Genomic DNA, 13024 nt, shown 5'->3' on the forward strand with positions numbered 1-13024 from the left:
GCGGCTGCCGGTGGCAGACCCACAAACCCACTATTCGCTAGCAATGTAAGGACAACCCAGCCGTGGAATCGACACACGCACTCCAACCCGCAGAAGCCCTAGAAACCATGCGCTCTCGGACCGTTCTGGTCGCGGGCGCGGGCGTGGCCGGGCGGGGCGTGATCTCCATGCTCTGTGCCCTCGGTGCCCGGTTGGTCCTGGTTGCAGACGACAACGCGCAGGCGCTTGGCCACATCGCGGATGATGGCGATACAGAGCTGCGGCTGCTGAGTGTTTCCGACGCCATCGATACCCTCGACGAGTTGGCCCCACAGTTGGTCGTGACCTCCCCGGGTTGGAAGCCCGAATCCCCGCTGCTGGCCCGTGCCGCCGAGCTGAACATCCCGGTGATCGGCGACATTGCGGCGGCCTGGCTGGCCGACCAAGCCGGCGCCTTCGGTCAGCCGCGCACGTGGCTGGCTGTCACCGGGACAAACGGTAAGACAACCACCACAGCGATGCTGACTTCGATGCTGATCGCTGACGGGCGTGCAGCCCTGGCTGTGGGAAACATTGGCATTGCCCCTTCCGCTGCCTTGGCTGCTCAGCACCGCGGAGAACCCCGCTCCGATGTCTTCGTCGCCGAGGTGTCGAGCTTCCAGCTGCATTGGGCGCCCATGTTCAAGCCCACCGTCGGTTGCATTCTGAACCTTGCCGAAGACCACCTGGATTGGCATGGCAGCTACGAAAACTATTGTGCAGATAAGGCACAAGTCTTGACTGCTGAGGAATCCGTGCTGGCTCTGGATGACGACGACGTGCTGACCACCGCACGCGCACGCGAGGTAGTGGCGCGGCGTGGGTACACGATTCACGATCCTGAAGAGGTGGCGTCACAAAACACGGAACGAGTAGTCGGCGTCCGCGACGGGCGCCTGGTCGAGGTCGTCATCGGCGACCCGAGTCAGACGACGGACCTCGCTCCGGCACAGGGCATCAGCCCTCCCGGGCCGGCGGGGCTGGCAGACGCCGCGGCGAGTGCGGCGATGGCGCGCGCCCTGGGCGTGGCTCCGGGGGCCATCGAGGCCGCGCTGGCTGGATTCAAGGTGCAAGCACACCGCGGGCAGGTCGTGCTGGAGCACGGAGGAGTTACCTGGATCGATAACTCGAAGGCCACCAACCCGCACGCTGCCGAAGCCGCGCTGCGTGGCCAGCGCAACGTGATCTGGGTCGCTGGCGGACAGCTGAAGGGGGCTGCGGTCGACGGGTTGATCCGGGCGATCGGTGGCGCCCTGAAGGCAGTGGTGGCTCTGGGGGTGGATCGCGCGGAGCTCGTCGCGGAAGTGTCGCGGCAGCTGCCCGACCTGCCGGTCACTGTTATTGACGCCACCGATCCGGAAGAGGCGATGCGTGCTGTCGCCCGCGCCGCCCATGGGCTGGCGCAACCCGGTGACAGCGTTGTGCTGGCCCCGGCAGCAGCGTCGCTGGATATGTACACAGGCATGAGCCAGCGTGGCGACCTGTTCGCCCAGTATGCGGTGGCATATGCTGGGGCCGATAAAGCCGATGAGCGCACTCAGGAAAGGGGATAGGCGCGCGATGTCCACTCCGACGCCCAATTCGAAGCGCCAGCGCATCCCCGGCACAGGGGAGGCTGGCATTCGTGGCAGCCGCAGCGGCCGCTCTGACCGTGCCAATGGTGCCGACGGTTTTGGCGCTGCAGATCGTTCTTCGCGAGAGCAAGACCCCTCTAGCCAGGAATCCGGCGCAGAGCGCGGCCTGGCCTCCCTACAGCGGAAATTGTCCGCGCAGCTGGCTACCCCGCAGCTGAACTACAAGGTGCTGATGGTCGTCACGGCGTGCCTGACCATTCTGGGGCTCGTCATGGTGCTGTCGTCGTCGATGGTGACTTCCTACGCCAGCGGCGCGAGTGTCTTTGGTGAATTTATTAAGCAGGCCGTGGTCGTGTTCCTCGGACTGGTGGCTATGTGGGTGGCGCTACGGATGCGCCCGGAGACGATCCGCAAATATTCCCCGTGGCTGTTGGTAGTTGCGGTCGCGATGTTGATCGCGGTGCTTATTCCCGGAGTTGGCATCGGCGGTGAAGAGGTCGGTTCTAACTCGTGGATCCGTATTGGCCCCATTGGCGTGCAGCCTTCCGAGGTGGCGAAGCTAGCGCTGGCGGTGTGGGGCGCAGCGACCGTCTCTTACCGAGCACGCGCCACGCAGCGCCTCAACACCGCCCTGGGGGCCTTCTTGGCCGTGAGTTTTGCGATTCTGATGCTGGTGTTGCTGCAGAAGGACCTCGGCATGATGTTCTCCGTAGGCATCGTGGTAGCCGCGCTTATCTTCTTCGCCGGCGTGAGCCGTCAGGTGATCACCTGGGTACTGGGAATCGTCGCGGTGCTGGGCGTGTTTGCGATTACCCGTCAGAGTTTCCGCGGCGCGCGTATTACGACGTGGAAGGACGCTCTGACCCTGAACTTCGGTGATTCGACGACCCAAGGCTCGTCCTATCAGTCCCACCAGGGCATCTTGTCTCTGTCCGACGGAGGGTTTTTCGGCGCCGGGTTGGGGCAGTCTCGTGCTAAGTGGTTCTATCTGCCAGAAGCGAAGAACGATTTCATTTTCGCCATTGTGGGTGAGGAGCTGGGGCTTCTCGGTGCATTCTTCGTTGTGTTCCTGTTTGGAATGCTGGCCTGGTTTGGCATTCGCACCGCCCTGGCGCAAAAGGATCCTTTCCTGCGGCTGCTGGCGGCAACGCTGACCATCGGTATTTCCGTGCAAGCGTTTTTCAACATGGCCTACGTTGTGGGCCTGCTGCCGGTGACAGGCATCCAGCTGCCGTTGATCTCCGCCGGTGGTTCATCGGCGATCATCACCCTTCTTTCCATGGGGCTGCTGTGTAACTGTGCCCGCAACGAGCCGGAGACGATTTCTTCCATGCAGCACGAAGGCCGCCCGCTCATCGATCGCATTCTCATGCTGCCGGAGCCTCAGGGGTACAAGGCCGGCGAGCAGCGCCGTAACGAGCGCCGCGAGACCTCCTACAGCTACGGCGAGCCGGTCACTCGGCAGCGAGCGAGTGCTGGCCGGGGAAGCCAGGATGTTCGCCGCGAACGCGACCGGGTGGAGCAGTCCATCCGTCGCGTCGGCGGCGAGTCGCGCCTGCGTGGCTACGATGGAGTCCGAAGGCAGGATCTGCCACCCACTGCGACCCCGAAACCGATGCCACGTAGCCGCCGCCGGGCGGACGAATCAAGGCAGTCAGGGGCCCGCAAGGTCCGCAGAACTATCGACAATCGACACAGGAGGCGCTAGCCAAAGTGAACCCGAAGCCAGAAGCCGACCGGAAGCTATCAGTCGTCGTTGCCGGCGGCGGAACGGCTGGGCACATTGAACCCGCCATGGCCGTGGCAGAGGCAGTTCGCGCGCAGCGCCCCGATGCGCGCATCACCGCGCTGGGAACTACCCGTGGCCTGGAGACCACCCTGGTACCAGCCCGTGGTTTCGACCTGGAGCTGATCCCGCCGGTGCCGGTGCCGCGCAAGGTGAACAAGGACTTGGCTACGTTGCCGCTGCGCCTGCGCAAGGCACTCAAGGAGACGAAGCGGGTGCTGCGGGAGGTGGAGGCCGACGTGGTTATCGGCTTCGGCGGCTATGTTTCCGCCCCGGCTTATCTGGCTGCGCGGTCCCTTAAGATTCCTTTCTTCGTTCACGAGGCTAACGCCCGCGCAGGAGTGGCAAACAAGCTAGGCGTGAAGCTGGGCGGAACCGGCCTAGCTGCAGTCGAGGATTCCGGCTTGGAGGCCGAGATTGTGGGCATCCCCGTACGCGAATCTGTGCTGCAACTGGACCGCAAAGCCCTGCGTGCAGAGGCCCGCGAGTTCTTCGGCGTGGATCCGGAGGCTCCACTGCTGCTGGTGACCGGTGGATCCCAAGGCGCACGCAGCATCAATAACGCTGTCGTGGATGCCGCCAAGACCCTGCAGGATGCGGGTATTGGGGTGCTACACGCCTATGGCAAGAAGAACGATATTGAGCTACCCGCGGAGGTACAGGAGGGCAAACCTCGGTACGTGGCCGTGCCGTATATCGAGCGCATGGACCTGGCGCTTGCCGCTGCGGATGCGATCCTGTGCCGCTCGGGCGCGATGACGGTTGCCGAGGTCTCCGCCGTGGGATTGCCCGGTATCTACGTGCCACTGCCACACGGTAACGGCGAGCAGGAGCTCAACGTCCGCCCGATCACCCACGCCGGTGGCGGAGTGATCGTTAAGGATGCAGAGCTCACCGGCCACCGCGTGTCCCAGGAGGTCATCCCGTTGCTGCGCGATGAAACCCGCTGGCAAGCAGCTAGCCTGGCAACCCTCGCCGCTGGCCACAGGGACGCTGCCGAGAAGATCGCCGAAAAGATCATCGCAGCAGCCGAAGCTTAAGCCCCGTTCCTAATTTTTCCCTTCTTTTAGAAAGGCATCTTCTTCCACGATGAGCGAGCAGCCTCAGACCACGGACCTCTCCCGCGTGCACATGGTGGGCATCGGCGGTGCCGGCATGTCCGGTATCGCCCGCATCCTGCTGGATCGCGGCTACCAGGTCAGTGGGTCGGATATGAAGGAGTCGCGCAGCATCATGGCGCTGCGCGCGGCCGGCGCCAAGATTCAGGTAGGGCACGCCGAGGAAAACCTTCGCCTGTCGGGGGAGACGCCGACGGTGGTCGTTACCTCTTTCGCCGCGATTCCGCAGGATAACCCGGAGCTCGTTGGTGCCCGCGAGGCAGGTATTCCGGTGCTTCGTCGTTCGGACATTCTGGCGCTATTGCTGCAGGATCGCCGTGCTTTCTTGCTGGCGGGTACGCACGGTAAGACTTCCACGACGTCGATGGCTGTCGCAGCGCTACAGGCTGCAGGCCAGGACCCTTCCTTCGCCATCGGTGGCCAGCTGAACCGTGCAGGCACGAATGCGCACAACGGTACCGGCGAGATTTTCGTAGCGGAGGCAGACGAGTCCGACGGCTCCTTCCTTTCTTACTCGCCCGAAATCGCTGTGGTCACGAACATCGAGCCCGATCACCTGGATTATTTCAAGACTGAAGCTGCCTACCGCGAGGTCTTCGAGAATTTTGCTCACCGCATTGTGCCAGGGGGCTTTCTAGTTGTGTGCCTCGACGATCCAGGTTCGGCAGCGCTCGCCGAGAATCTTATTGCCGGTGCCGAGGAAGGCACCCCCTTGCCGTTTACCGTTGTTGGTTATGGCACTGCCGAGGGTTGTGACGCCCACCCCTCCGTGCCCCCAGCAGCGATCATCGAAAGCACGGAGGTTACTGCCGAGGGCACCGTTTCTGCCTTGCGGCTGACCGAAGAAGTTAAGAAGGCGGCAGAGGAGGCCGCGGGAACTTACTCGCTGCGTGTGGCCATCCCAGGTATCCACATGGTGTTGAATGCTGCGGCCGCCGCACTGGGCAGCGTGCTGCTGGGCGCTGATGTGGATAAGGTCATCGGAGGTATCGGCGGTTTCGACGGTGTACGCCGCCGTTTCGAATACCACGGGACCCGTCAGGACGTGGAAGTCTACGATGATTACGCTCACCACCCGACCGAGGTCGCGGCTGTTCTGGCTGCGGCGCGTCAACGGGTGGAGGCCCGCGGCGGGCGTATCGTGGCCGTCTTCCAGCCACACCTCTACTCGCGCACGATCAACTTCGCTGATGAGTTCGCCGAGGCGCTGTCCCTGGCCGATCAGGTGGTTTTGCTGGACATCTTCGGCGCCCGCGAAGAGCCCGTAGAGGGAGTGGATTCGCGCATCATCGGAAACAAGATCAGCGCTTCCACCGAATGGGTTTTCGAACCTGACTTCTCGAACGTGTCCAACGTAGTCGCCGGTCTGGTGCAGCCTGGCGACATGGTGTTGACGATCGGTGCGGGCACCGTGACGATGCTGGCGGACGAGATTCTGCTGGAATTGGACCGTGGTGATCGCGGGTGAGCAGGGCGTCAAAAATAGGCAACAAGCAGAAGCAGCAGAAGCAACAGAGACAAAACCTGCCGCGTAAGCGCTTGCAGCGGTTGATCGCAGGGCTGGTGGCTCTGGTCGTGCTGTTGGGTGTGCTCGTGTATGTAGCCCCCATCGTGAAGGTGTCGCAGATTGAAGTTCAGGGCACGACGCACGCGGATCCGCAGGCGATACGGGAAGCCAGCGCGATCAGTGCAGGCGACAACATGCTGCGCCTGGATATGGCAGAAGCCGCCAAGGGAGTATCTGCCGTGCCGTGGGTGGAGAAGGTGACGGTCAAGCGCTCCTGGCCCACAACGGTGACGGTCGACGTGAAGGAGCACCAGGCCATCGGTTACGTCATGGATGGCGACACGCCACACGTGGTGGATGAAAAGGGGAAGGTGTTCCTGACGGGTGTGAAGCCTGAAGGGGCTTTGGAGTTTAAGAAGACCAAGCGAGATGATGCGCGGGCTATCGATGCGGCGGCGAAGGCATTGACTTCGCTCTCGGACGACCTACGCGGCAAGCTAGAGGGTATAGAGGCGGAGTCGGCGGATAGCATTCGCCTCTTTTTCCCTAATCAAGCCGTGTATTGGGGTTCCTCCGATAGGGCGGACGAGAAGGCCGAAGCGACACGCATTGTGTTGGGGCGCGAGGGCAATTGGAACGTCTCAAACCCCGCCATGCCCACAGTGAAGAAGGGCTGAGTTAGGGCTGCTGGAGGGCTGCGGTAAGGGGTGAAACCCCAGCTTAAGCTTTAAGTTGAACTTTAAGGATACGACACGCCACCAAAAATGTGCACCGCTAAATGCTTGACGGCTAGGAAAATGGACGCAACAGCAAACCGGTAAACCGCAAAGCACGAAAATTCTTTAGGAAGGCGGAAAGACGCACATGACGAATCCTGGAAACCACCTCGCAGAGATCAAGGTGGTCGGTGTCGGCGGCGGCGGAGTAAACGCCGTCAATCGCATGATCGACGAGCAGCTGCAGGGTGTGGAGTTCATCGCCATTAACACCGATGCACAGGCTCTGATGCTGACCGATGCGGACATCAAGCTGGACATTGGCCGCGAGGAGACCCGCGGTCTGGGTGCTGGCGCTAACCCGGAGGTCGGGCGCAAGTCTGCCGAGGATCACAAGGACCAGATTGAAGAGATCCTGGCCGGCGCCGACATGGTGTTCGTTACTGCAGGTGAGGGAGGCGGCACCGGTACGGGTGCTGCCCCGGTCGTGGCAAACATCGCGAAGAAGCAGAATGCTCTGACCGTTGGTGTGGTTACCCGCCCCTTCGGCTTCGAGGGCCGTCGCCGCAGCAAGCAGGCTATGGAGGGCATCGAAGCTCTGCGCGAGGTTTGCGACACGCTGATCGTTATCCCGAACGATTCGCTGCTGAAGATGTCCGAGGAGCAGCTGTCCATGATGGAGGCCTTCCGCAAGGCCGACGAGGTTCTGCTCAGCGGTGTTGAGGGCATCACCAAGCTGATCACCACCCCGGGTGTGATCAACGTGGACTTCGCCGACGTGCGCTCTGTTATGACCGACGCGGGCTCCGCCCTCATGGGTATCGGCACCGCCCGCGGCGACCAGCGCGCAATCAAGGCCACCCAAGCAGCCATTAACTCTCCGCTGCTGGAGAGCACCATGGAAGGTGCCAAGGGCGTGCTGCTTTCCTTTGCCGGTGGCTCCGACCTGGGCCTGTTGGAGGTTTCCCAGGCTGCCGACCTGGTGGAGGAGAAGGCCGACGAAGACGTCAACCTGATCTTCGGCACCATCATCGACGACCAGCTGGGCGACGAGGTCCGCGTGACCGTCATCGCCACTGGCTTCGACGACTCGCCATCCGCGCCGTCCAACAACCAGCGTTCCGGCGCGCACCGTGCGCCGGAAGGTGCGGACGCAGGTGCTGCCCAGCCGACCAACCTGTTCGGTGGCCAGGAAGCCCCGCAGGCTGGCCAGAGTTCTCAGTACGCAGTGCAGGGCCAGGAAGCCCCGCAGGTGGGCTCCGCGCAGGCCAACCCGGCCGCACAGCAAGCCGGCACCCAGTCCAGCTTTGCGCAGCGCCGTGGAACCGTGCCGCAGCACGCACAGCAGGAACAGCCGCAGGCTAACCAGGGCGGCGGCCTGTTTACCTCCGCTCCGCAGCAGCCGCAGAACCCCACCAACTCCGGTGTGGATCTGACGGAGGAAGAAGACGATCTGGATCTGCCGGACTTCGACTAGTCGGTCGGGCACACAGCCCGCCCGCCACTAGCTTTCCAGTGACCAGCCTAAGGAGTTAGCTTTGAGCCAAGACCAGAGCCCGAAGGTGCGAAAGGTCTTCACCGACCGTAACGGTGGGGTCTCCACGGGTGCCTATGCTTCGTTTAACTTGGGCGACCACGTGGGCGATGATCCGGAGGCAGTGGCTCGCAACCGACAGCGCCTAGCCGATGTGCTGGGTCTGGACGTGGGGCGCTTGGTGTTCATGGAACAGATCCATTCACCGAATGTCACGGAAGTCACCACCGACCACCTAGCGTCCGCTATGCACTCTGCGTCGCCCATAGTCGAGGCTACCGATGCCCTCATTACCACCCTGCGGGGTACCGCGCTGGTCGTCCTCACCGCTGACTGCGTTCCGGTTTTGCTGTCCGACGAGGATGCGGGCGTGATCGCTGCGGTTCACGCTGGCCGCATGGGAGCCCGTAACGGAATCTTGCGCCGCACAATCGCCCGCATGGAAGACCTAGGTGCCGTGCTCAGCAACATTCACGCGCTGCTCGGCGCCGCCGCTAGCGGGAAGAACTACGAGGTGCCGCAGGCGATGGCCGCGGATGTGGAGGCCAAGCTTCCTGGCTCGGCAACTACCACCGCCAAGGGCACACATGGGTTGGATATTCGTGCTGGTCTGACCCGCCAACTACTCTCCCTCGGAGTGCGCAGCATCGACGCTGACCCGCGCTGCACCATCGACCCGGAGCATGCCGACCGGTTCTTCTCCTACCGTCGAGAAGGCACAACCGGTCGCCAGGCGGGCGTAGTGTGGATGCCATGACAGAGCAGAAGAGCGCTAGCGGCGATCACCAGGTGACGAAGGATCTCCCCGGTGGTACGGCGAACCTCAGCCCTCGCGCGCAGGAGATTGCCGACAACCTGGCGCGCGTAAGGCGCCGCATTGCGGTGGCAGGAGGGGCGGATCTGCTGCCAATCACCAAGTTTCACCCAGCTGAGGACGTGAAGTTGCTGGCACAGCTGGGCGTCACTGCCGTTGGCGAGAACCGCGAACAGGAAGCGCGCGACAAGCACGCGCAGTTGGCGGATGCAGGTCTGCGGTTCCACATGGTGGGGCAAGTGCAGACAAAGAAAGCGAACTCCGTTGCGCGGTGGGCAGCCGCCGTGCACACGGTGGACTCGTTGAAGTTGTTGAACGCCCTGGACCGAGGCGCGGCTCTGGCCCTAGAACGCGGAGATCGACACGAGCGCCTACCGGTATTGCTGCAATTCAGCGCTGACGGGGACCCGCAGCGCGGCGGGGCAGTGGAGGCTGACATCGACGAGCTAGCCGATGCAGTGGCTGCAGCCGAAAATCTGGAGCTGCGGGGACTGATGACGGTACCGCCGCTCGATGCCGACCCCGCGGTCGTTTTCGCACGGGGGCGAAAGCTGGTTGAGCGTATCGCTGACCGTGCGATAGGTGCTCCCGTGTACTCCGCAGGAATGAGCGGTGACCTGGAGATTGCCATCGCGGAAGGCTCCACCCTGGTGCGTGTCGGTACGGATATAATGGGCGCGCGACCAGTACTTTAAACGACATAGCTATTTACGGCCCTTAACTAGCCAATAGAATCAAGTAACGGAAGGTTCCTACAGAGCAATGGCAGAAAACTTCATGGACAAGACCAAGCGCTTCTTCGGTTTTGATCACGTGGACACCTACAATACGGACTACTACAGCGACGGTTACGAGTCCCGCGAGCGTGACCGTGCTGATCGCGCAGACCGTATTGAGCGCGATATGCACGAGCCTTCCTACCGTTCCCGTTCTGAACGCGACCGTGCTGATAGGGTTGACCGCTACGGTCGTTCCGACTACGCCGACCGTGCTGATAGGGCCGATCGAGCTGATCGTGAGGATCGCTACGCTTCTCGGAGTGATAGCCATTATTCTCCCTCTTTTGCAGACGCCCCTGCGGAGGAGAAGGATCCTTCGGCCTTCGTGTCCTTTACCCTAAGCTCCTATACTCAGGCCGGTGAGCTGGTGGATAACCTCAAGGCTCGTGAAGTCGTCGTATTCTCCCTCAGTGGTATGGAAAAAGGCGAGGCAAAGCGCGTTCTCGATTTCGCGGCTGGTCTGAGCCGAGGGCTGGACGCCAAGCTGAAGAAGCTGAAGGGTGTGCGTAACTTTATTCTGCTTCCGAAGGGTGTAACGCTGGCGCAGGATCAGCTGGACGCTATCGCGGAGACCATTTAGTCTGCTTCAGTCTTTCTAGCCAGTTCTAGGAAGGTTTAGGCAATCTTAGGCACCGTCATTAACCGTAAATAACTAACAAAGAGCCCGAGTCGGAATCAATCGACCGGGCTCGATGTAGTGGAGAGAGCTCTTAAGTGAACGAAATCCTGCTTCTACTGATGTGGCTGATTCGCTTCTACATTCTGATTCTGATCTTGCGCATCATTATCGAAATGATTCAGTCCTTTTCCCGCAATTGGCGCCCGCAACGCTGGTTTAGCATCGTTGCCGAGCCGCTGTTTGTCGTGACGGATCCGCCGGTCAAGGCCTTGCGAAAGCTGATCCCGCCGGTGCAGCTCGGGGGAGTGGGGCTGGATGTCTCAGTGCTGGTTTTGTTCTTCGGGCTACAGCTTCTGAGTATGCTTCTGGGGGCAATGATTCGCTAGAACAGCGAACGGATCTTTTGGGGGTCTTTAAAGCCAAAACCTCCCTAGTGGTTCACTAGAGAGGTTAGCGCTTGCGCATCCTTAAAGTTGTAAAACTAAGGGGGTGGGGAATGGGGGGGGAGACGCAAGAAACGGATATTCAGCAAGCTGTTGTGAATATCCGTTCATAGGGCTAGAATTAGAGCCATCTTCGCGGTAAGTGAGTGAGGCTGCGGAGATGTCGTGTGTAGTGACGGAAGCCGCTGCCGGTCGAGAATGTGGGTCTTGACCGGTGGCGGTTTTCTCATTTCCTTCACCTGTTACATCGTCGATACGTTTCCAGTGTTACGTGTTTGGGTTGGGAGAATGGAAATTGCTTTTGTGGGGGTGGAACCTGGGGGTAAGGCGCCAGCTGTGGTGTTGATGTGGTTACATTAAATTAGTGTTGAGTTTGAGTTGTATGGTGCTCTGCGCTGCTACACGGTCAATCTCTATCTAAAGTTGAGACTGAACTAGCTTATGCTGGTATGCTTTGTAGCTGTTTCATAAACCATCAATAGTTCATTACTGTTGCGAACGCCTTCTAGCACTTTGAGGCAATCCGAAAGGGAAAGGGACAACCTATGCCACTCACTCCGGCTGATGTGCACAATGTAGCTTTTAGCAAGCCGCCGATCGGCAAGCGTGGTTACAACGAGGACGAGGTCGACCAGTTCCTGGATCTCGTGGAGGACACTCTTGCGGAACTGCAGGATGAAAACTCCGACCTCAAGCTGAAGGTCGAGCAGCTAGAGTCGGGCTCCGCCAAGGGCGCCGCTGCAGGTGCTGGCGTGGCAGGCGCTGCTGGCGCGTCCCAGGTTGACGAGGCTGCACTACGCCGTCAGATTGAGTCTGATCTACGTGGCAAGTTTGAGTCCGAGTACTCCGCGAAGCTAGAGCAGGCCCGCAAGGACGCCCGCGCTGAGGCTCAGGCGCAGCAGAGCAAGGCGCAGCCGCAGGGTGTTTCCCAGGTGAGCGCGGTGAATGCCGCTGAGATCGAGAAGAAGATCAAGGCCGACTACGAGGCGAAGCTTAAGGCCGCCGAGGACCGCGCTGCTAAGGCAGAGAAGGCTGCTGAGGATGCAAAGAAGCAGGCCCCGGCCCAGGCTTCTGTGGCTTCCGCTGCCGCTCCGACTGCTTCCGGCGATGGCAAGTCCGGCGTCGCAACCGCCGAGACCCACATGCAGGCAGCCCGCGTGCTGTCCCTGGCACAGGAGATGGCAGATCGCCTGACCGGCGACGCGAAGGCAGAGTCTAACAGCATGCTGGAAGAGGCTCGCGCCACCGCAAAGAAGACCATCGACGACGCCGACAGCAGCTCCAAGAACACTCTGGCAGATGCACAGAAGCGCTCCGAGGCCCAGCTGGCAGATGCGAAGACCCGCTCCGAGAAGATGCTGGCAGACGCGGAGGAGAAGTCCAACGCACAGCTGGCAGACGCAAAGCAGAAGTCCGAGGTTATGATCTCCGACGCTACTGCTCAGTCCCAGGCGCAGATCCGCTCCGCACAGGAGAAGGCAAACGCTCTGCAGGAGGACGCAGAGCGCAAGCACACCGAGATCATGAACACGGTGAAGAAGCAGCAGACCACCCTCGAGGCACGCATCGAGGAGCTGCGCACCTACGAGCGCGAGTACCGTACCCGCCTGAAGACCTTCCTGGAGTCTCAGCTGGAGGAGCTGAACAGCCGCGGCACCGCCGCGCCGGCTGGCTCCATCGAGGTTGAGGGCGAGAACAACTAATAGCGCCAGCGCTTTATAGCACCGGGCAATAGCGGCTCTCGGCTGCTGTCGGCCCACAACTGATCGTCAGGAGGAAATAGAAACGATGCTTGTCGCAGCGATCCTCCTGGCGGTTCTTGGTTTTGCGGCTCTCGTTGTAAGTCTCACTGTCGGATCCACCACTTGGGCCTGGATCTGTGTGACCGTAGCTCTGATCGGCGTGGCATTGTTCGCCTACGACCTGATCCGCCAGCGCAAGTAGCGCAAGCAGCGCAAGCGCTAGGGGCTACACCAGATTCAACTTTAGAAGCGCTCAACGAGGCTAAGGCTCTTATCCTGCACACGGCAGTGTAGGGTAGGAGCCGTAACTGAATATCCTTCAAGAACACGCATCGATCCGGCCATCACCGGGGAGCGTTCCTGGAAGAACGGTA

The 13024-nt window shown here is 61.3% G+C and carries 12 protein-coding genes; all 12 read left to right on the forward strand.

Translation table 11 applies throughout. The annotated features are described in order from the left end of the window. The first annotated feature begins 62 nt into the window (after positions 1-62). The 12 genes from murD (at position 63) to CJEIK_RS04025 (ending at position 12852) form a co-directional block, all read left to right on the forward strand. The gene (murD, locus tag CJEIK_RS03970) at positions 63-1571 is read left to right on the forward strand and encodes a UDP-N-acetylmuramoyl-L-alanine--D-glutamate ligase (protein ID WP_077536264.1); all 1509 of its coding nucleotides are present in this window, start codon (positions 63-65) and stop codon (positions 1569-1571) included. Between the two features lie 7 nt (positions 1572-1578). After that, positions 1579-3300 (forward strand): putative lipid II flippase FtsW, encoded by a 1722-nt coding sequence (gene ftsW / locus CJEIK_RS03975; RefSeq protein ID WP_005295950.1) that lies wholly within the window; start codon positions 1579-1581, stop codon positions 3298-3300. Between the two features lie 5 nt (positions 3301-3305). After that, positions 3306-4418, forward strand: coding sequence for an undecaprenyldiphospho-muramoylpentapeptide beta-N-acetylglucosaminyltransferase (gene murG / locus CJEIK_RS03980; protein WP_034965175.1), 1113 nt, complete (start codon positions 3306-3308; stop codon positions 4416-4418). A gap of 49 nt (positions 4419-4467) precedes the next feature. Continuing rightward, on the forward strand, positions 4468-5964 hold the full coding sequence (murC, locus tag CJEIK_RS03985) for a UDP-N-acetylmuramate--L-alanine ligase (protein ID WP_005295946.1): 1497 nt from the start codon (positions 4468-4470) through the stop codon (positions 5962-5964). After that, complete coding sequence (locus CJEIK_RS03990; RefSeq protein WP_005295943.1) at positions 5961-6680, forward strand: cell division protein FtsQ/DivIB; 720 nt, start codon at positions 5961-5963, stop codon at positions 6678-6680. Before murC ends, CJEIK_RS03990 begins: the two co-directional genes overlap by 4 nt. 187 nt (positions 6681-6867) lie before the next feature. Next, complete coding sequence (gene ftsZ, locus CJEIK_RS03995; protein WP_005295940.1) at positions 6868-8196, forward strand: cell division protein FtsZ; 1329 nt, start codon at positions 6868-6870, stop codon at positions 8194-8196. Between the two features lie 61 nt (positions 8197-8257). Further along, positions 8258-9010 (forward strand): peptidoglycan editing factor PgeF, encoded by a 753-nt coding sequence (gene pgeF / locus CJEIK_RS04000; protein WP_005295938.1) that lies wholly within the window; start codon positions 8258-8260, stop codon positions 9008-9010. Further along, a complete protein-coding gene (locus CJEIK_RS04005) occupies positions 9007-9762 on the forward strand; it encodes a YggS family pyridoxal phosphate-dependent enzyme (RefSeq protein WP_005295935.1) in 756 nt (251 codons plus the stop codon). Before pgeF ends, CJEIK_RS04005 begins: the two co-directional genes overlap by 4 nt. Positions 9763-9829: 67 nt before the next feature. Continuing rightward, positions 9830-10426 carry a cell division protein SepF gene (locus CJEIK_RS04010; protein WP_005295933.1) on the forward strand — a complete coding sequence of 199 codons (597 nt, stop codon included), beginning with the start codon at positions 9830-9832 and terminating at the stop codon, positions 10424-10426. A 134-nt stretch (positions 10427-10560) separates the two neighbouring features. Further along, entirely contained in the window at positions 10561-10851 is a 291-nt protein-coding gene (locus CJEIK_RS04015; protein ID WP_005295929.1) for a YggT family protein, read from the forward strand. Positions 10852-11453: 602 nt separating this feature from the next. After that, positions 11454-12611 carry a DivIVA domain-containing protein gene (locus CJEIK_RS04020; protein WP_005295926.1) on the forward strand — a complete coding sequence of 386 codons (1158 nt, stop codon included), beginning with the start codon at positions 11454-11456 and terminating at the stop codon, positions 12609-12611. A gap of 85 nt (positions 12612-12696) precedes the next feature. Further along, positions 12697-12852 (forward strand): hypothetical protein, encoded by a 156-nt coding sequence (locus CJEIK_RS04025; RefSeq protein ID WP_005295924.1) that lies wholly within the window; start codon positions 12697-12699, stop codon positions 12850-12852. Positions 12853-13024: the final 172 nt, after the last annotated feature.

It is taken from the genome of Corynebacterium jeikeium, from assembly GCF_028609885.1.
Lineage (GTDB): Bacteria > Actinomycetota > Actinomycetes > Mycobacteriales > Mycobacteriaceae > Corynebacterium > Corynebacterium jeikeium.